Origin of the sequence: Escherichia sp. MOD1-EC6098 (genome assembly GCF_002965865.1) — a bacterium.
GTDB classification, from domain to species: domain Bacteria; phylum Pseudomonadota; class Gammaproteobacteria; order Enterobacterales; family Enterobacteriaceae; genus Escherichia; species Escherichia marmotae.
This window is the reverse complement of sequence record NZ_PTSN01000027.1, coordinates 1-25,004: the sequence shown is the minus strand read 5'-3', so window position 1 is coordinate 25,004 and position 25,004 is coordinate 1. Positions and strand designations below refer to the sequence as shown.

Below are 25,004 nucleotides of genomic sequence, written 5' to 3'. Positions count from 1 at the left end.
CCGTTCCTTAGTTCTGCACTTCTTGAGAGGTGAATTGCTGCTGGCAACGGCGTTTGCCCTGAGCCAACTGTTCCATAACGGTTTTCAGATTGTGCGTTGTGAGAGAGTAGTAGCGTTTAGCGACAATCGCGCTCAGCAAATAACAGATCGCCGGAACAATCGTGAATAGCGCGATAATGATGCTAATTGTGGCGCTGTTCTGCGCTTTTTCTGCTGCATCATATCCACCGTAAGCCAGCATCCATCCGATAAGTGCGCCTCCGAAGGCCAACCCCAGTTTGAGCACAAACAGCGTGCCAGCAAAACTGATCCCGGTGAGTCGTTTACCATTACACCACTCGCCGTAGTCAACGGTATCGGACATCATTACCCACTGGATAGGTGTCACCAGTTGATGCAACACACCAATCACGAAGATGAAGACAAACATGGTGATGCTGGCCTGCATGGGAACGAAGAACATCGCGAGGCTAATCACGGCCAGCAGGGCGTTCGTCCACCAGAAGACAGAGACTTTACATTTCCAGTCGGTCAGTGGTTTTGCCAGTGCGGAACCAATCAGGTTACCCACGCAATAAGTGGTGAGAAAAGCGACAAACACTTCCGGCGTACCCAGAATCCACGTGACGTAATACATCATCGCCCCACCACGTACACACACCGCCAGAATATTAAAAATGGTGAGAATACCGACAATACGCCACTGGTCGTTTTGCCAGATATCACGTAAATCTTCCCGCATAGGCGTCGTCGTAGGTGGCGCTTCAACGCGTTCTTTAGTGGTGAAGAAACAGAAAGCCAGCATCATAAATGCCACCACGGAAAGCACCGCGATGCCGCCCTGGAAACCGAGTGGTTTATTATCACCACCAATTAAATTAACCAGCGGCATCATCAGCACAGTGGAGAGCATGCCTCCCGCGGTCGCCAGCACAAAACGCCAGGATTGCAGCGAGATACGCTGAGTCGGGTCATTGGTAATTACACCACCCAATGCGCAGTAAGGGATATTGACGACGGTATAAAGTAAGGTAAGTAGGGTATAAGTAATTGCTGCATAGATCATTTTACCGTTCATACTGAGATCTGGCGTGCTATATGCCAGTACACAGACCACACCAAATGGCAGTGCGCCAAACAGTACCCACGGTCGAAATTTACCCCAGCGAGAGCGCGTTCGATCGGCCAGCAACCCCATGCAAGGATCGGAAATCGCATCCAGTGCACGAGCGACCAAAAACATGGTTCCGACAAATCCGGCAGGAATACCAAAAATATCGGTGTAAAAGAACATCATATATAACATTACGTTATCGAAGATAATGTGGCTGGCGGCATCTCCCATGCCATAACCAATTTTCTCTTTAACGGACAACACTTCACTCTTCATCTGCTTTTCCTTGATGCTACGGGGTGCTGAGACCGATAAAGAGTTTTGTAAACCATCCCTGCCAGAGTGAATATTCCGATATCTGGTTATTAATTTATGATTCTTGTTTTATGTGATCGTGGTAGCGATAAACCTACCCATATATCATTGGAATATATGATATTTATGTTAATTATAATGGGTTAGTGATAAAGCTTTGCGCATATTGCCCGGAAAAAAATGAACCAGGGGATGTAGAAACTCAAGGAAGTAGCTATAATGCGCCCCGCCTCCATGTAGCAATCGAGGCGCGGAAGATCGTCGTCTCCGGTGAGGCGGCTGGACTTCAAATCCAGTTGGGGCCGCCAGCGGTCCCGGGCAGGTTCGACTCCTGTGATCTTCCGCCAAAATGCCTCTTCTGAACTCTCCCGACGTCAACCCCCCCTTCTAATCCCTTATATATCAGGCTTTCTTTGTATCCTGAGGTCAACAGGAGTCAACATACTTCAATATACCTTTGGGGGCATAATTGGGGGAACTAAATATTGAAAGGAAAACTCATGCCACCAAAATAATAAAAAAAACTTTATAATCAAATAATAACATCATCTGATACCCATAGTAGACCTTGCAAATTTTCTATCGGCAGAAAGCCTTCTGCTCATAAATTCAACAGGCCCAGAATACTTGTCGAATAGACGGGAAAGGGTAAAAACATCTCGTTCCGCGACATACATCGAATGTGATGTTTAATCAAGGCCATCAAATTAAGAGAGGATGCACAAAAAAATCAAGAATGGTTACGATCGGGCGCATATAACACTCTAGAAAGAGAGCAATGTTACTAAGGACAGCCCCCTCAACTGAGTCTATCAGAACATAATAACTTAACTGTCAAAATGACCAAGTTGCCCCTTTCCCTTACATATAAACAAACTCTGGTTACCAAAACATTCTTGCATTAAGGAGGAAACAAAGATGCCGTTAACTGATGCAAAAGTACGCGCATTAAAACCCAGAGAAAAAGCATATCGCATAAGCGACGCAGGCGGATTATACGTTGAAGTTGCTCCCAATGGCTCACGCTACTGGCGCATGAAATATCGCATTGCGGGTAAAGAAAAACGCCTCGCTTTTGGCGTCTACCCCGATGTTTCTCTTGCTGACGCCCGTGAAAAACGTGATGCGGCTAAGAAGATTCTGGCGGCAGGTGGAGATCCTGGAGAAACTAAAAAAGCCGAGAAACTTGCACAGAAACTGAATACAGAAAACACCTTTGAAGTCATTGCTCGCGAGTGGCATCAGTCTAAAGCAGATCGCTGGTCCCTACGCTACCGTGCAGAAATCATTGACACCTTTGAAAAAGACATCTTCCCCTATATTGGCAAACGTCCCATCGCAGATATTAAACCAATGGAGCTACTAGAAACTTTACGTAAAATGGAGAAACGTGGAGCGTTGGAGAAAATGCGTAAAGTTCGTCAACGCTGTGGAGAAGTATTCCGTTTTGCAATCATTACTGGTAGAGCGAGTTACAACCCCGCCCCCGATCTTGCCGGTGCGTTAGCTACACCAAAGAAAGTGCATTTCCCATTCCTTACTGCTAATGAGCTTCCTTACTTCCTTAACGATCTAGCAGGTTATACCGGCAGTATCATCACAAAAACAGCGACTCAGATCATCATGTTAACTGGCGTACGTACGCAAGAATTGCGCTTTGCTCGCTGGGAGGATATCAATTTTGAAACAAAGTTGTGGGAAATTCCAGCAGAAATGATGAAGATGAAACGTCCTCATATTGTGCCGCTTTCAGAACAAGTCATTACTCTATTTAAGCTGCTTGAGCCAATATCAAAACATCATTCGTTGGTGTTTATCGGCAGGAACGATCCTCGCAAGCCTATAAGCAAGGAAAGTATTAATCAGGTTATTGAGTTACTGGGATATAAAGGTAGGCTAACCGGACATGGCTTCCGCCACACCATGAGTACCATTTTACACGAACAGGGTTTTAATTCCGCGTGGATCGAAACACAGTTAGCCCATGTAGATAAAAATGCTATCAGGGGAACTTATAACCATGCTCAGTATCTCGATGGCCGCCGTGAAATGATGCAATGGTACGCTGACTACATAGATTCACTTTCTGAGCAAACCTGATGAATGAAAGTTCAGTGACAAAAAAATAATGAATAACCATCCTGCACCGACAGCAGGATGGCTTTATTTATGTTTCCTTTTTTATTTTCTCACACTGCCTGAACCCACATCGGGGGAGCCAAGATGTGGACTCCACATCTTGTACCACTCAACAAACAGGCTGTAGCCATACTGGCAGAACTTCAGACATGAGCAAATGAAAATGGTCTGATATTTACGGGAGCACATGACCCACGTAAAGCAATCAGTGAAAACACCGTAAATAACCCCCTCAGGGTGATGGGGTATGGTATGACACAACCCAAAAAATCTGTGGTCATGGATTCCGGGCGATGGCGTGCAGTGCATTGAATCAGGTTTGTGGTCCCGCGATGCAGTGGAACGTCAGATGAAGCCATCAGGAGCATAATGGCGTACGTGCTGCGTATATCTATAAAGCAGAACATCTGGAAAAACATCGACTGATGCTACAGTGGTGAGCAGATTTTCTGGATGCGAACAGAAAACAATGTATCAGCCCGTTTGAATATACAAAGATTAACAATCCATTAAAATAGTAGTAATTCCCGAACAATATGCCCGGGGTACTTTGAATGACTATTTTTCTTTGGGAATAATTAAGAAGTAACCGAGGGAGCTAAACCCAGCTTTAACAATAGAGCGACTTAAACAACTTGCATCCCTAATTCAAAATATCAGGGATGATGTGATTGATTTACATAATGAAGAGCTTAGTGATGCTGTTTGCGTAACCCGACAAAGTATACATCAGTAATAAAATGACGTTCGAGCACCCGCTGATGATGTGCGGAATGCACTGGCAGAGTTTCTTCAGGTTTCCACCGACTTTTTCGGGATACCTCTTTCTGGTGACATTAAGCCAGAGCAATGCCATTTTCGTAAAAGTCAGACAACGCCTGCTAATGTTAAAGAGCGGGTTCAGACATACAGTACTATTCTTGAGCAGCTCGTTGCTGAGTTACATGAACACCTGGATATGCCAGAGAACGGTTTTAATTTGATTGATAATAGTAAGATTGTAGAATTAACACCGCAATTGATAGAAAAGATTGCTGAGGGGCTCGTATTCGTTGGGGGTTAACACCTGATGATCCTATAGATAATATGGTTAATGTTGTTGAGAATCAGGGGGCAATTGTTACCTGTTTTGATGGCGTGTCTGAAAAAGTCGATGCTTTATCTGTTAATAGAAAATTTCCTACAATAATTCGCAATATCGCGAAAGAAAGCGCCTGCCGAATGCGTTTTGACTTGGCTCATGAATGTGGTCATTTAATAATGTATGATGGTATTGAGACTGGATGTAAAAAGACAGAGAGAGGCTGATGCTTTTGCTAGTGCTTTCTTATTTCCTCGAAAGCCTTTTGCCAGAGAATTTCCAGTCGGCTTAGACATTGGGGAGTGATTGACTGGAAAAAAGAGTATGCTTTAAAAGCTCGATGGAAAGTTAGTGCTAAAGCAATTATTTATAGGACACATTTCTTGGGTTTATTAACTCCCAGCAATATAGAAGTGCTATTGTTTGGTTCAATCAAACACGACAAACAAAAAAGGAAAATTGGACGATCAAATTCCATTAGAAGAGTCTCATGTTCTTGAGAAAAGTTTAACCATTTTAAAAGAACATCTGGGTATATCTTTCGACATGTTAGCTGAAAGGATTAAGATCAAACCAGAATTATTGGCCGATATATCAGGTGTAAAATACGTACCTGATATAGATGATGTGTATTAGCTCAGACCTGATCTGACAGTTACCGGTTATTTATACAGGTATCTGTCAGATTACATCTGGCTTAAATTTTTCTCGGCCCAGATGCGCTTTCCATCAAGTAACGTTTCCATTGGCGTCCGCCCATTGCACATTTTTCCCTGATGGGTTCGCTCATTATTATAGTGAGCCAGCCATTCATCAAGATCCGACTGTAATGTATCAAGATCGCCGTACAGTTTTTTACGGAACGTTACCTGATAAAATTCGTTCAGGATTGTTTTATGGAACCGCTCGCAGATGCCGTTGGTCTGCGGGGACATCGCCTTTGTTTTCGTGTGTTCTATATCGTTTATTGCCAGATAAAGCTGATAATCATGCTGCTCTACTTTGCCACAGTACTCCGTGCCTCTGTCGGTCAGTATTCTCAGTATTCGGCAGGCCCTGAGACGCATAAAACGGCAGTACACGATCATTCAGTAAGTCAGCCGCGGTAATCGGTGTTTTGGTGAAGTAAAGCTTACAGTGAGCCACTTTCGAGTACGTATCAACGAACGTCTGCTGATAAATACGCCCGACACCTTTCAGGTTGCCTACATAGAACGTGTCCTGCGAACCCAGATATCCCGGATGAGCCGTTTCGATTTCGCCACAGGCCTCGTCATCACTGGCTTTACGCTCCAGTGCTGCGATCTGGCTGTCAGTTAGCTCAATGCCATCACGGGCTACTTTTTCTTCCAGTGCTTTCAGACGTTTTTTGAAATTCTCAAGGTTATGGCGTAACCAGACAGAATGGACACCACTGCCGGAGATAAAAACGCCCTGTTTACGCAGCTCGTTGCTGGTCCGATGCTGACCGTGTGCAGGGAAAGCGACGGCGTAATCAACAACAGCCTGTTCAGTTGCCTCATCGGTACGGTTCTTAAGGTTAGGAGCACGGCGACTACGATTAATCAGCGCATCCACACCGCCTTCATCGGCCAGTTCGCGGTAACGATAAAACATATCACGCGAAACGCCCATGATTTTACAGGCTTTTGATACGTTGCTGAGTTCTTCAGCCAGATTGAGCAAACCTGCTTTGTGTTTGATAACGGGATTGTAGTATGAAGCATGAGAGTTACCTCGTGTTTTGTATAAGGATTCGACACCCATATCAAAACCGGTAACTCTCAACCTTTCAAGGCTCAGTGTCAGATCAAGTCGCGACTAATACAGATGATGTTTATGACGATATTGTTGTTCCTTTTAAATTTTGACGTTTTTTGTCCTGTATGGCCCTTAATGTTTAAGGGTCTAAGATTGCTTTCTTATTTTGAACAGTAGATAATTGGAATTGCGTTTACTTCTTTTACTGCATGAGAAAACGAAGATAATATCCATAGCAATTGTGTAATATGACCATTCACCTTCTCTCCTCTGGATATCTTATCAAACTCACCCTTTATTTCATTCTTTGATACAAAGGAACAACTCAAAATGCATTTTCTATGCAACTTAAAATCCTTTAATAGATTAGAAAGATATTTATCCAGACCATTTAAATTTCCTTTTCTGGTCCGGTTTATATTTGTCTCACCTTTTGTTGAGTTATATTTTCCTACAAATTTAGCATCGATTTTTTTCATAAAATCCGCTTTGTTAAAATTCATGTATCCTAAGTTCTTGACAGCTTGACCAACAACATCATGCAAGTTACTAGCGGAAGTACTAACTGGTCCATGCTTTGAATGAATGAAATTGATACATGAGTCATTTTTATTAAAGGTTATATGATCAGCCCATTCATTGCCTAAATCATCACAAAAAATATAGTCATCATTTTTATGTATCTTCTCAACTAGATTAAACATTGAATTTTTCGAAAACTGGACACTATTTTTCCTAAAACTACCTTTTTCGCTAGTTACGGAATCCATCTTTTCCACGGGTCTTAGCATATCTAGTATGCTATTTATTTCTGCAATACCTGAGTCATCTTGAAAACAGTTGCCAATAAAATACATATAACGGGGATCATCAAAAGTAATACTATAAAATCCATTTTTTATTATATAACTTTGTAGCGTAACATTACTTCCTGATACATTTACTTTAAATGACCTCAAGAATGATGAGTCGAAGGTTAAAGTTTTATTATTTACTCTAATTAATGCTCGACCAAATTTAGTTTTTATTTTTCCTTCTGGATCTATTGGATAAACTCTTTCGAGATGCTTTATCAATCGCTCTAATTCATCTGTTTTTAGTTCAATTTCTATTCCTTTTTTATTTTTATATCTAATGTCAATATCATCTTCGATTAGTTGGTCATATAAAGATGAGCTTTCAATTAAAATTGCATTTGGTTTTGTATGTTCAAGCACTTCATGAAGTTTCTTCTGCTTCGCGAATGCATCTAAAAAATCCTTTTCGCCTCCACCATCTTTTATTAGAGAAAGTTGATTGCAAACCCAGAGAGCTAAGTTATCAAAGTTAATTCTATTAGATGACTCGACTAAACGCCCAGTTCCTGAAATAGTTCTTACAGTTGATCCTTGCCTAAATTTCAAGAATAGCGGTATTGATCTTCCGGCAGCATGAGTAGAAAACGTGCCCTTTAAATCCGGAGCTTCATAGGTTCGCTGTCTTATCGCCTTGTCCGATACCGTCATGTTTCTTAAGGATATTCTTTGGAAAGAAACATCAGAATCATTGAAAGTCTCAGCTATCATTGTGTTAGTTATTAGATCAAAATTTTTCTCAATTTTTTCAGATATATTAGAACAGCTTTTTTTGATAATACTAATGCAATTTTCAAATTCAAAAATAATAATAAACGCATGAATTCTATCATATAGGCCAACCTCACCTTCATCTTTTCCAATGAAGTAAACTGGTCTAATTGTAGGGAATATTCTGACAGAATATAAATAAGGTATATTTTTATCAATTAAATTACTTTTAACTCTAAATTCATTTAGTATATATAAAGCATCAGGTTCTATATTATCATCAGAAGCGTTCAATATATCAAGAATAAATGCGTCTTTTATTGGTTTATTTCCCTTTGAAATATAAAACTGTGCATTTTTGGTTAATTCTAATTTCTCAAGCATCATAATATCCTTAAAGATAACAACACAGAATATATTAGAGAATATAGTATAATAAAGATAATCTACTTTATTAATAAGAATTAATCAATTCATTATATGTATTCTTGAGATCAACGTAACCGTTTTCACTAATATTCATAACAATGTCAAAATAATCTCTTTGCCACTAAATGATGTACGTGGCTGTCTGTGAGCACTATCACAACTGGCGATAAACGCCATGCTCAACTCCTTCTAGTTCAGATTAGAATTCACGTCCAACAAGGTAAATCGCATCCACCAGCAGCGTATGCCGCTTCAGCTCTGAATAACATCCCTTCCAAGCTGTCAAACAAGAACAACTGGTTGGAATCCGTTCGGATATCCGCCTGTCCGACATAACCTCTCTCTGCCAGCCACTCATTCATTTCATGTTCCAGAGACAGATTGATGAAATCGTAATCAAGCCTTGTCATTTCCGTTTTCTTTGCACATATTTTCAGGCACGGGGTAAAGTATAAAAAAGTCGCCCTGCCACTGCCAGAGCAATATTCCCCCTGATGGCCGTATCAGAGATGGTATGCTGGTACTTTACGGGTTGTTCCCGTCAGTTTATCGTGCACCTTCACGGTCGTAGTCACCACCGACATTCCGGCTTTTCTCAGCCTCAGGACATCAGCCGCAATACGCTGATTACCAAACCAGAACAGGTCGTCCAGAGCAGTCACCAGTACCCCACCTCCAGCGCATACTTCTGCCGTTCACGGGGCGCTTTCACTTCCCGGGCAACCTGCTGATATGGCGATGATGTGTTTTCATTCGCAACCACGCGACGAAGACGATGAGACAGATGATCCCGGTATGTATCCGGCACACCGGAAAGACTGGCCTTCAGGCTGTATACGCAGCCAAAACATTTATCGTTGAATACCATATTTTTCTGGCTGATGTCCCATTCTTCACGCACGCGGCAATCAGTTGTGGTGTCCGGGTAAGCAACAAGCGAAAAGGCAGTTCAAAACTGATGACGTAATCCACATTCAATAGAGCAATACGTAGTCGCTCTTCTGGCCCGGCCTCTGCCTGCCGACACTCCTCCAGAACATCCTGCCACTGCCGGCGAAGATGGGGGGGATTCATTCAGCTCTGTAAAAAAGTATTTATCCGCCAGATAATCAATTCGTATACGCACGCTGAAAAGATTCCGTATAAAGATTCAGCTGACAAAACTTTATAAGCCCTTAAGAATCAACGGAAGCACTGATGGTTCTGTCTGGTAATTACCGGGCAATTGTTGCCATAACCGATGGCATAAAAGAATTGGCTGAATATGTTTAATAGTGTCCCCTGTTTTAAATACTCCGGATGGGGCTACTTCAACGATGAAAACGGCTTCAACACTGATTTTCCTGAGTTAGCGCTCAAGCGTCTGATATTTTTAGGCGTCTTGATTCGTGCCCCACTCATTAATGAATCTGCTATTATTTATCGACCATAATTCAACCTTCATTTGACGATGGGTTGAATATATCAAAATCATATGATTATACCGTTCTGTGTACTGGTCCAGAACTACTGTCAGATAAAAAGAAAATATAACATCTGCCATGTGTGTTCCGGTACTCTGTTTTACTGCCTGATGTTATTGTTATCAACGCCTTGTCAGTTCTAACCTCTGTATATTAACCATTCCTGATGATTCTGCCCGTTTCACATCAAGTTGTGCAACATCAAGTGCATATTTATTTCTCAACTCATTTAACCACTCCAGCAAATCGTTAAAAACTACCGCTCCGGTCCGGACCTGAATATACTCTCCTCGTGCATCCATCCATGTAATCGCAATCCCGCGAGATAACGCACTGTCACAGATGATCTGCGATATCTGTGCAGGCGTTGTTGTGGTGGATTTTCGCGCCGCAATAATGTCCGGCGCGGCGCTCTTCAGTCGCGCGTTCATCTCCACCAGCTGTTGCAGCATCGTCTTCTGTTGCTCAATCCGTTCGCTCAAAGGCTGCCAGATGAGGACGTAATATCCGGCGCTAAACAGAAACACCGCCGCTGCCAGTAACATGCCCTTTTCACGCGGCGAACGCCCCGCCAGGTGTTGAGCCAGCCAGTGTTCGCCACGGCTTAACTGGCGCTCACGCCATTGCTGAAAATAGTGAATAAATTTATCGCGTAACATGTTATTTCCTCCGCAACGTTACGCCGCCGGAAACTGCATCACCCTCTTTCTGTAACGCGTCCTGTTGCACAACAAAATCTGCTGCCAGCGCGGTACGCAGTTTGTCAAAGCTGGCAAAATTCGCGACCCGCAGCTGAAAATGAAGCGTCTGGCGTTTTTGATCAAAGGTGAAACCACACATCTCAATGTCGGAAAGTGACGCTGATTTCAGGGTGCCGGCGATCGCTGACAACTCAGCGAGCAGATCGGTATCATCAGTTTGTGGGCGATATTTTTTCAGCACCATCGCCAACTGAGAGCGCAGATTCACAATCCGCTTCTGCTCCGGGAATAGAGTTAAGAACTGTTTCTCCACCTTGGCACGGCTTTGCGCCACCTGCTCGCTGACGCTCCATAATGTCACGCCCCGCTCCATTGCAAGCGCAACCAGAATCAGCAATATCGGCAGAACCATCACCCGCCAGCGCGCCCACTGTTTTCGGTAGCTGGCGCAGGGTTGCCACGTTCCTGTCAGCAGATTCCCTGCGGGTTCTCCGGATGTGGCAATGGCTGGCAGGGCCGTCACTGTCAGGCGTTCAGCGTCTGCACCCGCCCATGCAGATAGTTCTTCCGGTGCAATGCCGACTACGGTTAGGGAAAGCGGTAAATCCTGCTCATTGAGCTGTGCGCGGAACATGACTGGAGCCAGCGCCAGCCCGGCGCTCCATCCCCGGCATTCATCGATGCGGCAGATAACCCGTTGCGCATCGCCAGCCATATAACCACAGGGAATGGACATCCAGTCCGGCGCGACGATCGCGCGGGTGATGCCGTTTTCCTGCAACCACTGCGCAATGTTACGCATATGCTGCTGGTGAATCACTGCCACGGTTGCCCGTTGCTGGTCGATTTTCAACGGGGCGAAATGCAGTTCGTCGATATCCTGATTCAGATCTTCTTCCAGTAAGGCGGGCAGAATTGTCGGTATCTGCCTGCGGGGGATATCAGGCAGTTCAGCCTGCCAGACGCTGATCCATTCGCCGGGAATGTAGAGCCGAATCGCATCAGTTTGCAGCCATTGCTGAAGCTGTTCGTTGCCGACGTCAGACCAGATACCGTGCTCCGCGTCGGCAGTACGGCGTTGCCAGCGGACAGGATCGGAGACGCAAAGCGGGAAAAAAATCTCAGGCATGGAGCTCACTCACTTTCTCCTGTCTGATGCCAGAGAACAGAAAAGTATTGCGGCCCCGTGCGGGCAATTAACGAGTTCATCGTCAGTTCAGTCTCATTCACGGTGATATCTGAACGCAACCAGAAATAACGGCTGCTCACAGTCAGAAACTCCCCGGCCTGCTTTCTGACATTCTCGTCAACCCGTTTAAGGTATGGACTGGCAAGAAAGTGTCCGACATTGCGCCATCCTTTTCCCGGACGCTGTTGCAGTAATGCCCGTGCCTGAGCTGGGCTTAATCCCGGACCGAACAGTGCCTCAAGAATTACACTTTGTGAGAGATCAAGCGAATTGATATTAATTCGCTGCCTGTTCATCGGTAGCACGCAGACCAGTGGTTTTATTTTCTGATAGAGCGCGGCATCCATTCCCTGTATAACACGTAGTTCGCTGATATCCGTCAGCGGCTGCTTTGCCGGCCAGAAAGGCACGGGGTGGGAAAGATATTCACTGTCCTGCTGCGTCTGCCCGTCACGATCTCCTCCGATAAAGGCCTGAAGACTTTCAGTAATCTGCGCAGCCCGCCGGGCAGGCACATCAAGGCGGGAAATCAGAGTAATAAGTTGTCCTTCGACCTCCCCTGACACCTTCGACGGCTGAACGAGGGCATTCAGGTTAAAGCAGGCCTGTGCATCGCGTAGCGTGACGGCTATTTTCCCCTGTGACAGTGGAAATAAATGTGACCCGATACTCCACGAATATATCGGTGTATTTTCTTCATTTTTCAGATTTTCATTTAATATGCTCAGCGCCAGGCTTTCTGCGCTGACGGCATACCATGTTGCCTGTTGATAATCCTGCAGGCTACGCATTCTGTCTGTCTGCCACGATATACGGTGAGAGAGGCCGGTACACACTGATGCCATCACTGCCAGTAACAGCAGCACCATCACCAGCGCCATACCACGCCCGGGAAGAAAGCCATTCATGATGACAGAGCCCCATGTAACAACCAGATTCGTTCAATATCACCCCATTGTGGCGAATGCAGGATCATACGTACTGCTGCAGGGATCGTCTGCTGTGACGACCAGTCCTCCAGCCAGCGCGTGCCGTCGTGGAACTGCAAACGGAGCAAATCCGCCGGGAAAAGTTTTTGTATTGTCGGCTCCACACTGTCCGCTGCGTCCGTCAGCGGCCACACAAGACGTTCAAGATAACCATTGCGAATACGGTAACCCACGGTAAGCAGATTACTGCGCGGCAGACGCATCAACGGATTGACCACGCCGCCGCGCACAAAACGTACTCCTTCACTCTCAGACGCCAGCACGCCAGCGCCTGCCAGCAACGCAGGTTCCCGCTGCCCCTGCTCGCCTCTTACCGGTCGCGGCATCATTTGTGTCAGATCGTGGGTCAGAAAACTCATCGTCTGCTGCACGATGCGTAGTTTTTTATCATGTCCCGCGACGACGCTGTTCGCATGCGTGATGCCGCTTGTCACCTGCTGTGTCATTAATGCCAGTGAGGAAAAAATGGCTATCGCAATCAGCATTTCCAGTAACGTAAAACCAGCGCGAGTCCTTTTCACTGCTGGCCTCCCACGGCGCTGAACCAGGCGCGTCGTGACTGAATCACCGACGAAAAGTCTTCGTGACGACTGACTTCAATATCCACCGCCTGTAACAGTGTGTTGTCTGTTTTCTGTGGGATCGTTCGCCAGTACCAGCGGCTTCCAGCCATATCGCTCTCGCCCTGATGCCCGACCGCCCGCTGCTCGCGGGTCATCAGGTAGAGCAGTGCGGTCTGGTTTTCAGCCACCCAGCCTGCTACCGTTTTCTCCTCAAGCACCTGCTGATTACTCAGCGTGCCGCTGGCAATCTGTAACACCGCCATGACAGCCAGCGCAAAAATCACCAGTGCAATCATCACTTCCAGTAACGTAAATCCGTGCTTCATTGCATCCTCTCATCACACGAACCGGGCAATAATGTGCCATCATGCACCAGTTTCACCGCCTGGCATTCGCTTTGCTCTGCAGAATAAAAGCGCAGCGTAAATGGCGTGGCCGGCTCAAAGGGAAAAAAACGGATCTGCGGCGTCTTCTTTTTCGCCTCTTTTTGCAGCTCCAGTTCAATATCGTGCAGCGTCAGGCGACGACGCTGCAGCTCCAGCGCATACTCCTTCTGCCAGATATCACTGCCGGGTTGTAACAGCATCTGCACCTGTTCTGGCACCGTAACCTGTGCCGATAACCGGGTCGCGGAAACAGGCAACCACTGCCCGTGACGACGCTGCATAAACTGGTAGCCGGACGGCTCGATTAACACACCGACAGCCAGCCCTTCAGTCACCGCTTTATCTTTCAGTTGTTCAAACCGGCTCAGGAAATCCTGCGCTGCTTTTTTCGCGGGCGATTCGTAAGGGGTCGCCAGCGTCTGTACCATGCCCGCACTGGCAAGGCCGATAAGGAAAATCACCAGCATGATTTCCAGAAGTGTGAATCCGCGTTCAGGCACTTGCTACTGAAGCTCCTGTAAATTCCAGTTACCGATATCTGCCGCAGCACCTTCCCCGCTTTCCTGACCGTCCGCCCCTAAGGTGTAAACATCAAACACTCCTTTTTCACCCGGACTGAGATACTGATAATCATTGCCCCACGGATCCTTTGGCAGTCGTTTGATGTATCCACCGGTACGGTAGTTGCGGGCGTCCGCCATATTGGCCGGTTGCTGGATCAGCGCCTCCAGCCCCTGCTCGGTGGTCGGATAACGCCCGTTATCCAGTCGGTACATATCCAGCGCATTCTCCAGTGCCACGATATCGCTGATGGCTTTTTGCCTGTCCGCTTTCTCTTTGTTGCCCAACAGGTTAGGCACCACCAGACTTGCCAGAACGCCAAGAATAACAATCACCACCATCACTTCCAGCAGGGTAAAACCTGCCCGTGGCTTTTGTGTGCGGGATAACGAATTCATGTGATAACTCCGTAAATTACATTCCAACCATATTGTTCAGTTGCAGCATCGGCTCGAGGATGGCGATGACGATAAACAGCACCACGCCCGCCATCACCACCACCAGCGCAGGCTCAAACAGCCCCAACGCCAGCCCCACCTGGGTATCAAATTCCCGTTCCTGGTTAACTGCGGCCTGCTCAAGCATGGTTTCCAGTTCGCCGCTCTGTTCGCCGGAGGCGATCATGTACAGCATCATCGGCGGGAACAGGCGCAACTCCGCCAGCGCGGCGCGCAGACTGCTTCCTTCGCGGACGCGATCTGCCGCCAGCAGTAGTTGTTGTTCGACATAGCGATTTGCCGACACGGCGGCAGCGGTCTGAATGCCTTCCAGTAGCGGAACACTGCTGGCGGTGAGAATGCTTAATGTGCGGGAAAACCGCGCCGTATTCAGCCCGCGCGCAACACGCCCCGTCACAGGCAGGCGCAGCAAGGTTTTATCCCAGCGCAGGCGCATCGCAGGATTTTTGAGTAGCCGTTGCCCCAACACCAGAAGCGCCAGCAATCCCGCCAGCCAGTAAACGCCGCTGGCCTGTAACGCGTCACTCATGGCGATAAGCGCGCGGGTGGTGGCGGGCAGCGCGTGTCCGAGGTGATCGAACTGTTCGATGATTTTCGGCACCACTGCCGTCAGCAAAATAGTGACCACGCCCGTTGCCACCACCAGCAGTACCAGCGGATAGAGCATGGCCTGCAGCAGGCGTGATTTCAGGCGCTGGCGTTGTTCGGTGTAATCCGCCAGGCGATTGAGCACCATGTCGAGATGCCCGGATTTTTCTCCGGCAGCCACCATCGAACAAAACAGGGAATCAAAGACGCGGGGATGTTCGCGCAGGCTGTCCGACAGGGTGTAACCTTCCTGAATCCGGCTGCGTAGCGCCATTCCGAGGCTTTTTACATGCAGTTTTTCGCTTTGCTCACTAACCGCCTGTAAGCAGGTTTCCAGCGGCATTGCTGCCTGTACTAACGTTGCCAGTTGGCGAGTAAACAGCGCCAGATCTGCCGCCGCCACGCGACGATGTGCGTGCCGCCGACGCTGCAATATTCCCCCTGACGAAGCATTCATCCGGGCTTCAATGTTCACAGGGATAAGCTCTTTAGCGCGCAACAACTGACGGGCATGACGCGCGGAATCCGCCTCAATCATGCCTTTGTTTTTGCGACCATTACGCTCCAGCGCCTGATAGTAAAACAGTGCCATTACGCCTCCATCGTGACCCGCAGCACTTCATCGAGAGAGGTTTCTCCGGCGAGCACTTTCTCAATGCCGTTGCTGCGGATGCCCGCAGAGTGTTGCCGGACATAACGTTCCAGCTCCAGTTCCCCGGCCTGACGGTGGATCAAATCACGCAATGTGGCATCCACCACGATCAGCTCATGAATGGCAGTACGTCCGCGGAAACCTTTGTGATTACAGGCGGGGCAGCCCTGCGGATGGAACAGAGTGACGGTACGGGCGTCGGTAATTCCCAGCAGGCGTTTTTCTTCGTCAGTGGCAGGCGCGGCCTGGCGGCAGTCGGTGCACAGCGTGCGGACCAGCCGCTGCGCCATCACGCCCGTCAGACTGGAAGAGAGCAGGAAAGGCTCTACCCCCATATCCTGCAAACGCGTGATCGCCCCCACCGCCGTGTTGGTATGCAGCGTGGAAAGTACCAGGTGCCCGGTAAGCGACGCCTGAACAGCGATTTCTGCAGTTTCGGTATCGCGGATTTCACCGACCATCACCACATCCGGGTCCTGACGCAAAATCGCGCGCAGGCCACGGGCGAAGGTCATGCCGACGCGGGTGTTAACCTGTGTCTGACCGATCCCTTCAATCATGTATTCGATGGGGTCTTCAACCGTGAGAATGTTACGCGAATGGTTGTTCAGCTCCTGCAATCCGGCGTACAGCGTGGTGCTTTTGCCGGAACCCGTCGGCCCCGTCACCAGAAAGATGCCGTGCGGTTTGTGCAGTAGCTGGCGCAACTGCGCGGTCAGTTCGTGGCTCAGTCCCAGACGTTCCAGCGTCAGGCGGGCCTGGTTTTTGTCCAGCAGTCGCAGCACCACGCGCTCACCCCAGGCAGAAGGCATGGTGGAGACACGCACATCAATCGCCCGACCGCCCAGCAGCAGCGCAATACGTCCATCCTGCGGTACGCGCTTTTCGGCGATATCCAGCCGCGCCATCACCTTAATACGCGATACCAGCAGCGAGGCCAGTTTGCGCCCAGGGCGCAGCATTTCATGTAATGTGCCGTCAACGCGAAAACGGATCACCAGACTCTTTTCAAACGTCTCGATGTGGATATCCGAAGCGCCTTCTTTGATTGCCTCTGCCAGCATGGCGTTGATCAGTTTGATGATCGGCGCATCGTCGTCACTTTCCAGCAGATCTTCCGTTTCCGGCAGTTCTTCTGCGAGGGTAAAAAAGTCCTCAGCAGAACCGAGATCTTCCATCAGCTGGCGAGCCTCGGAAGAGTCCCGCTGCCAGACCGCATTCAGCCGCTGTTCAAATTCGGCCTCGTCGATTTGCCGCAGCGTAAAGGGCGCGTTCAGCCCCCGCTGTAGCTCCTGCAAAACAGAGAGCGACAACGGATGAACATGGAGGATCTCCAGCGACGCTTCGCACCATGCCACCAGGCTAAACCGACGGCTGAAACTGTAGGGCAGACGCACGGTGTTGGCGGTGGTTTCCTGTGCTACAGGCACCATTAACGCGTTCTCCCGGCATTAAGGAACGCACGGACTTCCGGCGGTAAGGCCTGGTTTTGCGCTGGCAGTACCGGCTGCGCGGTGTGCGGCATCAGGCTTAAGCCTTGCTCATCACGATAGATCTGTTCGGCGCGCATATAGTTATATTTGCGCTGCGACACGCCGTCTGCCGCCATACCGTCACGCAGAATGGTCGGACGGATAAACACCATCAGGTTACGTTTTTCTTTTTTATCCGCCGTCGATTTAAACAGGTTACCAATCAACGGGATATCACCCAGCAATGGCACTTTCGCCACGCTTTCTCCCGCCTGGTCGTCCATCAGACCGCCAAGCACGATCAGCTCGCCATCGTTAGCCAGCACGGTGGTTTTCAGTTTGCGCTCACCAAACACGACGTCGAGGCTGGTCTGTCCTTCCACCTTCGAGACTTCCTGCTCAATCACCATCTGTACCGCGTTACCTTCGTTAATCTGCGGCGTGACTTTCAGCATGATGCCGACTTTTTTCCTCTCTACCGTGTTGAAAGGATTACTGTTATTTTCACCCACCGCAGATCCGGTTAATACCGGAACATCCTGCCCCACCATGAAGAAGGCTTCCTGGTTGTCCAGCGTGGTGATACTCGGCATGGAGAGCACATTGGTACCGGAGTCGTTTTTAACTGCCTGGACCAGCGCGGCCCAGTCGCCCTTCACCACCCCAACGGCCGTGCCACTAAAACCAGAAAGTAACTGAGACAATCTGGAAAGATCACCTTCCGTATCAGGGTTTATGGTGGTGGCACCATTTTCGCTGATCACCGTGGAGCCTTTCTGCGGCTTTGCCTGAGAAACTGCCATGCTCAGGGAACCAATCGGGATCTGCGTACCATTAGCAAACTGCATAAACCCGGTATCTTTTGACATCCACTGCACACCGAAGTTGATATTACTGCCTTCAGCGACTTCCGCGATTAACGCCTCGACATGCACCTGAGCACGACGAATATCCAGTTGTTCAATCACGCTTTGCAAAGACTGCATGACGTCCTGTGGCGCGGTGACAATCAGGGCATTACTGTGTTTGCTGGCAGCGATGGAAACAACATCACGCCCGCTACCGACCGTGCCTTCCGCCTCTTCTTTAGCCGCCGTGAGCGTGCCGCTGACCTGTTTCAGCACATCGACCAGATCTTCGGCTTTGCTGTATTTGAGATAGAACACCTGGCTGTTGCCACTGCGCTCCATTTCTGAGTCCAGGCGACGGATCAGACGGCGTATTTTGTCCCGTGTGGCGGGATCTGCACTGACGATAACACTGTTCGTTCGCTCATCAGCGACAATCTGTGATTTCAGCGTTGCAGGCTGATTTTCACTGCTGTTTCTGGTCAGACTTTCCAGCACACGGACGATTTCTGAAGCCGACGCATTACCCAGCGGGATCACCTCCTCGGTACGGTTCCCTTCACGATCAATTCGTTGTATTACCTCAGTCAGACGTTTCACCACCGAGGCTCGCCCGGTCAGCATAATCACATTGGAGGGCTCGTAATTGACAATACTGCCGGATCCGTCCAGGTCAGTCATTTGCTGTAAAACAGGAGCCAGCTCACGTACGGAAACATTACGTACCGGCACAATCCGGGTAACCATTTCATCACCGACATAATTTTCATGGCCTTCTCCGGTCAGGGGTAATGGTTCTGTTTTCGCCGCACCGGATTTAACAACTTTAAGTACGTTATTCTCCACGGGTACGACGGCATACCCCTGGGCTTCCAGCAAATTAAGGAACAACTGATAATACTGACGTTCATTGAGTGGTGTTATCGTTCGAATACTCACCTTTCCCTGAACATCTGGTCCCATCACGATAGTTTTATTAAGATTAGCACCGACGGTTTCGATGAATGATTTCAAATCTGTATCTTTAAAGCTGGCAGTAAAGGTATTTTCTTCAGCCCGGGAGGACGGACTACACAATGCAGCCATCAGTATCAGAGAAAGTAAATATTTTTTCTTTTTAATGCCGGTTATTTTTTTTTGCCTGTCATCTTCACGCAGGGCACGCAGCATAATTTCACACCGGAACATAATTAAACCGTTCTCCTGAATTAAAAACAGACAGGGAATTATCAACGCAATGCAACAGATATGTTGTGGCGCTCCCCGTTTCGTAAAATGGTCAGCCTGACAATACTCATTGAATAAATTTGTTGCATAAAGATGCTTGTTGCTCCCGGCTGCGTAAAATCCTGTCCGTTCAGGGCAACCGCAATATCACCAGCTTTCAGACCACTGATATCAAAAAGGGAGCGATCCCCCCCGGGCATCACAGCGTAACCGGCAACACCGTCCTTATATACGGGGGTAAAGCGGATATATTCGAAAAATTTTTGAGGATCAATGGCCAGTGCCTGCTGAACTGCGAGTGGCAAACGGGAAAAAGTATCAGCAACAGCAGATGTTTCCGGCGGAGAAGATATTTCTGGCTGCTCATATTTTTTCTCTGGCTCAGGGGCACCTTCTTCATCGGTCAGAGTGAGGTAAATAACGTTATCCAGGTAACGCAACATCACCTGCTCAGGAAAAATACGTTCAATCACAGCATCCCCGGATGAGAGTCTCTCTCCCTGCAAATAAAACTGCTGCCTCCCTTTCTCCTCAAGCACCACACTAGGCCTTGCTCCCGACGCAACCCCACGGAGCACAATATCGGGCAGTTTTTCTTTCACCATCAATGTCAACGGGCTGTGCTCCGGCACAGTAACGGGGTGATACTCACCAAACCAGTTTTGCTGGCTAATTAACTGGCAGCACTCACTCCCCGTCATTCCGGCGTTCTGTTGTCTTTCTTTATGCTGTACCGGGGAATGTTTCACCTGCACAACTGAAAAAGTGGCATAATGCCAGGCTGAAATGATGATTTTTATAAAAATAAAAAACAGCATTATACAGAAAATATAATGTATGAATTTTAACAACCACTTCTTAAGCATATAAGCAACAACACCCGGAAACCCACAACTCTGTCCTGAAACTTAATAACATGAATACCTGCATTATCAATAATATGTCTTATTATTGCATATCTGATATTATGTTTTTTTTATTCCACAGGCGGCACGGTCAAGTTTTCGTTGATACTGATTACCTGTACGCATTTCATTAATTTTTATTATATAATAAACGCCTTTATTCATCATCGCCTTCATTGCCGGATCCGTGCATATCTGGTACTGAAACTGCGTTAAGAAAACATCCGGATTCAGAGTGAGTTGTCCGGTGCCTTCGCTGATAACAACCATTTTTATCAGCGCTCCACTGTTCTGCGCTGATATCAGTGTATAATTCGCCGATTTAACCGGCAGATTCCTGCTGATATTGCGTGCCTGTTCTTTTGCCAGCATGTCCGCTTCACTCTGGTATCCCGCACATCCACTTAAGGATGCAACAATACTCAGCAGTACCGGAATAACGCTTTTCCCAGGTATCTGTTTTTCTGACATAACGAGCGCCCCTCCACATGCTCAGTAAATAAAATAACGCTTAAAGCATTACATCAATGCCTGTATATAACGTCACCATTCCTCCCAGACTCAGAAAGGGGCCGAAAGGCACTGTACTTGCATATTTCCCTGTCGTGATGGCATATATCAGAGCACAGAATGACGCCACGAGCGCCACATCCGGCAGTAACAAAGGACCGGTCCAGCTCCCCAGGCCGGCAAACAACAAAACGTCGCCCATACCCAGCGCTTCCCTGCGCAGGACAACACCGGCCAGCCACCGGAGAGTATAAAAAGACACAAACCCCGCCAGCCCCCCGCTAACAGCATCATGCAGGGGCAAAGGACTCAGTCCCCCCCATGCCACAATAAGCCCGGTCCACAACACGCCCTGAGTGAAAATATCAGGTAACCACTGATGCTCAAGATCAATAAAGCTTGCGGCAATCAGCCAGGCAGATAATATCATGACAGCCACACCCCACCCGCTGTCCGGCCAGACAATGCCTGCCAGTAAAAATGATAGTGCCGTCAATAATTCAACCACCGGGTAACGCAGACTGATTTTTCCATGGCAGTCTCGGCATCGCCCTTTAAGTATCAGCCAGGAAACCAGCGGTATGTTGTCACGAATGCGGATACTCTTCCGGCAATATGGGCAGTGCGAACGTGGGCGTATCAGGTTTATACCGGGTTGCACATTCTGCGTTTCGCCCTGAAATTCAGCTATCTGTTGCCGGAGCATAACAGGATAGCGTCGGATCACAACATTCAGAAAACTGCCGGCAATAAGACCTATCACAACACAAATATAAGGAAACAATGTTCAATATCTCATAAAAAATAATATTTATTACAGGTCCCTGCACCGGCAGGAACCTGTAAATATAAATAAAGATAGTCCCTTATCAGCGACAACTAACCTGTTTCCAGGCAGAGTTCAGCGTGGTTCCCCAGGTGGAAAAACAGGCATCATTCCTGATATTATTGACTCTGAATATTCTTCTCTGGGGTTCCCAGACCAGCCCGGTATTATTTCTTGCTTCCAGATATTCAATCGTCGAACCACCAGGAACATTGTATTCCCAGGAGTTACCGGCAAGTAATTTACCGGAATTAATTTTTTTCTGTTGCCCGTCTTTGGTTCTGTATACCAGAGAAACAAAAGCCTCATAACCGCCGGACGTCTTGACGCGAAGATAAACCGGCCCCGGAGGCGGAGGTGTGATGTTCCCTTTCGGTGGCTCCAGAGAAATGGTTTCAATCAGTTCAGGTGTGGCTGTATTATTCACACCCTTATAAACTTTTGCGGTCTTTTTACTGGTATCAACATCCACTTTAAGGTAGGTACCTAAAGCACTCGAACCAGAAAGTCGAAAGTCGCCTTTTTTTTCCCCAATCCAGTTATGATGATGCCCGGCAAAACGCAACTGCACATTATATTTATCAAGTAATTTCTTCAGATTCCCGGCATCAGCATCAAAGCGATGCTGGTTAACGATGACCACCTGATTATTCTTATATGCGGAGTAGAGCTGTCGTTCAAGCCATGAATATTCTGCATCCTGATACCTGTCTATTTCGTGTCGCATGGCTCCCCCGCCCCAGGCACCAGAAGTATATTGATTTATTTTTAATGGATTTTTCCCTTTCTCATAATCATTGAGCTGAATGAGCAATACATTTCCGAAATCGACAGAATATGACAAAGATCCTTTTATCGTTTCTTTAACTTCCGGGAATACATACCCGTGCGTATAATTCACATCAAAATCAGAGATATTGTCTTTGCTATTTACATGATGAAACAACTTAGTAACACTTCGAATCACACAATTATTCTCCCAGCAATCATTATAATTATTATATATATCATGATTGCCCAGACCGTAATAATAAGGAATTTTTAGTCTGCTGACAATTGACTCAAAATCCCCCCACTGCCCGGCATGACCAAATTCCGTCAAATCACCATTAATGATAACGGCATCAGCATCAGGGTATTGTTCATTAAACATCTCATACTGTACTCTGATGTTTCTTTTTGATGTGTCAGCAGAAATATTATTACAGTTTTTCTCACAAACCAACTGCGGATCGGAAGTAATTAAAAATGTTTTTTCAGATGAAATTTTAAGACTTGATACTTTATCATTAAACCCTTTTTTCACATCATCGATAAAAGGAATATTTTTATCAAATCTTACTTTACCCCCTTTAAAATCACGATGTTCAAACATCGAGCCAGAAGAATTAACAACGCTTAAAGAAGATAACGTATCATTATCCTTTACCATAGGAATATCACTGTCAGCACACTCCGTCATATTCCTGTAATAAGCATCTTTATATGTACACACTTTCGGAATATCGAATCTTTGCTGCGGAGAAGATACGCATTGTTCAGATTTCAAAAATCCTTCTGATTTTACGGTAATACACTCATTCGCTCTGTCCCTTGGCCTTATTGTTCCATCTGTAATGGTAAATTTCTGATTGTCTCCGCCATTACACGTCCACAGGATTATGCTGTTCTCCTTATAATTCGGGTTTCTGCTTACATCCACACAATAGTTCTGATTTGATGCTAGCTTAATATTTCCATTTTCATAAATGAAATTCTGATTATCTCCACCATGTGGTGAGTACATGATAATATCAGTACCTTCAGATACATCGCTTTTCCTGACATCCATTACCATATCCCCTTGCTTAAAGGGATGGGCCATCAATATGCCAGGAACAAAAAAAAAGCTTAAAAAATAGCGTCTTTTCATAAAAATCCCATAGAGCAAATGTATAAACCGAATATAAATAAACCTTCAAAAAATAAATTTTTACACACCTCCTCATTTAAAACAAAAATGCTCAGCATAGCTATAAAAACCAATATTAAAAAGATTCACCAGATGTGAGATCAATATATCTAAAATAATGGATAAGCAACAGCAGAACAGTGAAATAAAAAGAGCAGTAGATACGGAAAACTGCTGTCTGAATTATGTAGACAAAATCCGCAATTATTTTATCTGATGACTTCCTGTTTCCAGTACTAAAATACGCTACCGCCCGTACCGTGATCAGCGTACGGCCATAGCGAAATAACAAAGAAAGCAACGATTTCATTATTCTGATGGCATGCCACCGGCACCATGTATTATGGTGCTTCATTCACTATACATCCGGAAATTCCGCCCACAGCCTGCAATCAAAGCAGGTCATAAGAAACCGCAGAAGGAGACAGCTTCCAGACTCTCTCAGCAAAAATACCAGTGATAACGGTTATAATAAAAAGCTATACCACCCTGGTATTCCCACTGTCGTGGAAAGTGTGTCATCATAAGGCGTGATGATCCCCCCGAACTCCACAGTTCCCTGAAAATCTCCGCCGGACTGCCATCCGGTAGCAGCGGAAACTTTTCCGCAAATTAATAAAGAAAGAGAAAAGACAATAATAAGTAAAATATCAATTACAGCATTCTGACGCACGTCCACTCCCCTCTGAGACACCTTCACCTGCATTATTCACTCGTGATGGAATTTCTTTTATCTTTCCGTAAACCTCACTGAAGTCATCTTCCACCATCACATGACCTTCAATTCCCCTGATATGAAGTTCACAAAAAACACCCTTCTGAAGAACGAAACTGATGTCTTTTATATTCACCAGAAGATTTCGCCCCTGCCTGCTGACAAAGTGAACAAACACGCCTGCCTCTCAATGTAAATATGAATAAAAGAATAAAAACAAAAAGGCGTTAAAGTTAAGAAGAAAAACACTGCCGGAGTCTGAAAAATGCGATACCGGCACATCATCTATCAGAAATAAAATGAAATTACTTAAATGTATTTAATTTTATTTTTCAGGAGTGACTTACTGATTACACAGCTGGCGTTACCTGTACTCACAACAAAATGTATCCACTTTTTCCGGTCTGCCGAAATAAAACCCCTGCAGATAATCCACTCCCAGAGAGCACAGACAGTTCACCTGCGCCTGTGTTTCCACACCTTCTGCCACCGTATCAATACCCAGCTTTCCTGCCAGCCCGACAACACTTTCCACGATATGCCGGGATGTCTTTTCACTCAGAATGTCCTGTGTGAAGCTCCTGTCCATTTTTATA

General features: G+C 46.8%; 21 protein-coding genes, 1 tRNA gene and 4 pseudogenes. 5 read left to right on the top strand and 21 right to left on the bottom strand.

Annotation, left to right across the window (positions count from 1 at the left end; translation table 11 throughout):
• Positions 1 to 7: 7 nt before the first annotated feature.
• Positions 8 to 1,390 (bottom strand): glycoside-pentoside-hexuronide family transporter, encoded by a 1,383-nt coding sequence (locus tag C0K55_RS22080; protein WP_000834449.1) that lies wholly within the window; start codon positions 1,388 to 1,390, stop codon positions 8 to 10.
• A gap of 291 nt (positions 1,391 to 1,681) precedes the next feature.
• On the opposite strand from C0K55_RS22080, the gene C0K55_RS22075 reads away from it, so the two are divergent.
• From C0K55_RS22075 to C0K55_RS26750, 5 genes and pseudogenes are all read left to right on the top strand, one after another.
• Positions 1,682 to 1,776: transfer RNA gene (locus C0K55_RS22075), tRNA-Sec, on the top strand.
• Between the two features lie 571 nt (positions 1,777 to 2,347).
• Positions 2,348 to 3,529: a tyrosine-type recombinase/integrase gene (locus C0K55_RS22070; protein WP_105266703.1), complete on the top strand. Its 1,182-nt coding sequence runs from the start codon at positions 2,348 to 2,350 to the stop codon at positions 3,527 to 3,529.
• A gap of 114 nt (positions 3,530 to 3,643) precedes the next feature.
• A pseudogene (locus C0K55_RS26760) lies at positions 3,644 to 4,086 on the top strand (tyrosine-type recombinase/integrase); the annotation flags it as partial.
• Between the two features lie 248 nt (positions 4,087 to 4,334).
• Positions 4,335 to 4,631: a hypothetical protein gene (locus C0K55_RS26755; RefSeq protein ID WP_236942244.1), complete on the top strand. Its 297-nt coding sequence runs from the start codon at positions 4,335 to 4,337 to the stop codon at positions 4,629 to 4,631.
• 23 nt (positions 4,632 to 4,654) lie between these two features.
• A complete protein-coding gene (locus C0K55_RS26750) occupies positions 4,655 to 4,876 on the top strand; it encodes an ImmA/IrrE family metallo-endopeptidase (RefSeq protein WP_236942243.1) in 222 nt (73 codons plus the stop codon).
• 459 nt (positions 4,877 to 5,335) lie between these two features.
• Here C0K55_RS26750 and C0K55_RS22055 read toward each other — a convergent pair.
• From C0K55_RS22055 to C0K55_RS21950, 20 genes and pseudogenes are all read right to left on the bottom strand, one after another.
• A pseudogene (locus C0K55_RS22055) lies at positions 5,336 to 6,376 on the bottom strand (IS481 family transposase).
• A 195-nt stretch (positions 6,377 to 6,571) separates the two neighbouring features.
• Positions 6,572 to 8,362: a hypothetical protein gene (locus C0K55_RS22050; protein WP_236942242.1), complete on the bottom strand. Its 1,791-nt coding sequence runs from the start codon at positions 8,360 to 8,362 to the stop codon at positions 6,572 to 6,574.
• Between the two features lie 353 nt (positions 8,363 to 8,715).
• Positions 8,716 to 8,814 (bottom strand): annotated as a pseudogene (locus tag C0K55_RS26745) (hypothetical protein); the annotation flags it as partial.
• Positions 8,815 to 8,907: 93 nt separating this feature from the next.
• Positions 8,908 to 9,530, bottom strand: a pseudogene (locus C0K55_RS26380) (DNA-binding protein).
• 459 nt (positions 9,531 to 9,989) lie between these two features.
• Entirely contained in the window at positions 9,990 to 10,526 is a 537-nt protein-coding gene (gene gspM / locus C0K55_RS22035) for a type II secretion system protein GspM (RefSeq protein ID WP_105266868.1), read from the bottom strand.
• Position 10,527: 1 nt separating this feature from the next.
• A complete protein-coding gene (gene gspL / locus C0K55_RS22030) occupies positions 10,528 to 11,706 on the bottom strand; it encodes a type II secretion system protein GspL (RefSeq protein ID WP_105266869.1) in 1,179 nt (392 codons plus the stop codon).
• Complete coding sequence (gene gspK / locus C0K55_RS22025; RefSeq protein ID WP_105266870.1) at positions 11,703 to 12,665, bottom strand: type II secretion system minor pseudopilin GspK; 963 nt, start codon at positions 12,663 to 12,665, stop codon at positions 11,703 to 11,705. Before gspK ends, gspL begins: the two co-directional genes overlap by 4 nt.
• A complete protein-coding gene (gene gspJ / locus C0K55_RS22020; RefSeq protein WP_105266871.1) occupies positions 12,662 to 13,267 on the bottom strand; it encodes a type II secretion system minor pseudopilin GspJ in 606 nt (201 codons plus the stop codon). The genes gspK and gspJ overlap by 4 nt, the downstream gene beginning before the upstream one ends.
• Entirely contained in the window at positions 13,264 to 13,635 is a 372-nt protein-coding gene (gene gspI, locus C0K55_RS22015) for a type II secretion system minor pseudopilin GspI (protein WP_105266872.1), read from the bottom strand. The genes gspJ and gspI overlap by 4 nt, the downstream gene beginning before the upstream one ends.
• Positions 13,632 to 14,195: a type II secretion system minor pseudopilin GspH gene (gene gspH, locus C0K55_RS22010; protein WP_105266873.1), complete on the bottom strand. Its 564-nt coding sequence runs from the start codon at positions 14,193 to 14,195 to the stop codon at positions 13,632 to 13,634. The genes gspI and gspH overlap by 4 nt, the downstream gene beginning before the upstream one ends.
• A gap of 3 nt (positions 14,196 to 14,198) precedes the next feature.
• Positions 14,199 to 14,654 (bottom strand): type II secretion system major pseudopilin GspG, encoded by a 456-nt coding sequence (gene gspG / locus C0K55_RS22005; RefSeq protein ID WP_123058158.1) that lies wholly within the window; start codon positions 14,652 to 14,654, stop codon positions 14,199 to 14,201.
• A gap of 16 nt (positions 14,655 to 14,670) precedes the next feature.
• Positions 14,671 to 15,894 carry a type II secretion system inner membrane protein GspF gene (gene gspF / locus C0K55_RS22000; RefSeq protein WP_105266875.1) on the bottom strand — a complete coding sequence of 408 codons (1,224 nt, stop codon included), beginning with the start codon at positions 15,892 to 15,894 and terminating at the stop codon, positions 14,671 to 14,673.
• On the bottom strand, positions 15,894 to 17,387 hold the full coding sequence (gene gspE / locus C0K55_RS21995; RefSeq protein WP_105266876.1) for a type II secretion system ATPase GspE: 1,494 nt from the start codon (positions 17,385 to 17,387) through the stop codon (positions 15,894 to 15,896). Before gspE ends, gspF begins: the two co-directional genes overlap by 1 nt.
• Positions 17,387 to 19,444 (bottom strand): type II secretion system secretin GspD, encoded by a 2,058-nt coding sequence (gspD, locus tag C0K55_RS21990; RefSeq protein ID WP_105266881.1) that lies wholly within the window; start codon positions 19,442 to 19,444, stop codon positions 17,387 to 17,389. The genes gspE and gspD overlap by 1 nt, the downstream gene beginning before the upstream one ends.
• Before the next feature lie 59 nt (positions 19,445 to 19,503).
• Positions 19,504 to 20,367 (bottom strand): type II secretion system protein GspC, encoded by an 864-nt coding sequence (gene gspC, locus C0K55_RS21985; protein WP_105266877.1) that lies wholly within the window; start codon positions 20,365 to 20,367, stop codon positions 19,504 to 19,506.
• A gap of 99 nt (positions 20,368 to 20,466) precedes the next feature.
• On the bottom strand, positions 20,467 to 20,877 hold the full coding sequence (gspS2, locus tag C0K55_RS21980; RefSeq protein WP_105266878.1) for a type II secretion system pilot lipoprotein GspS-beta: 411 nt from the start codon (positions 20,875 to 20,877) through the stop codon (positions 20,467 to 20,469).
• A 40-nt stretch (positions 20,878 to 20,917) separates the two neighbouring features.
• Positions 20,918 to 21,700: a prepilin peptidase gene (locus C0K55_RS21975; RefSeq protein WP_194309585.1), complete on the bottom strand. Its 783-nt coding sequence runs from the start codon at positions 21,698 to 21,700 to the stop codon at positions 20,918 to 20,920.
• A gap of 85 nt (positions 21,701 to 21,785) precedes the next feature.
• Entirely contained in the window at positions 21,786 to 23,654 is a 1,869-nt protein-coding gene (locus C0K55_RS21970) for a ricin-type beta-trefoil lectin domain protein (protein WP_105266879.1), read from the bottom strand.
• Between the two features lie 505 nt (positions 23,655 to 24,159).
• On the bottom strand, positions 24,160 to 24,366 hold the full coding sequence (locus tag C0K55_RS21960; RefSeq protein ID WP_236942241.1) for a hypothetical protein: 207 nt from the start codon (positions 24,364 to 24,366) through the stop codon (positions 24,160 to 24,162).
• A 406-nt stretch (positions 24,367 to 24,772) separates the two neighbouring features.
• Positions 24,773 to 25,004 (bottom strand): EAL domain-containing protein (locus tag C0K55_RS21950; protein WP_236942616.1); only part of this gene is annotated, 232 nt, incomplete at its 5' end.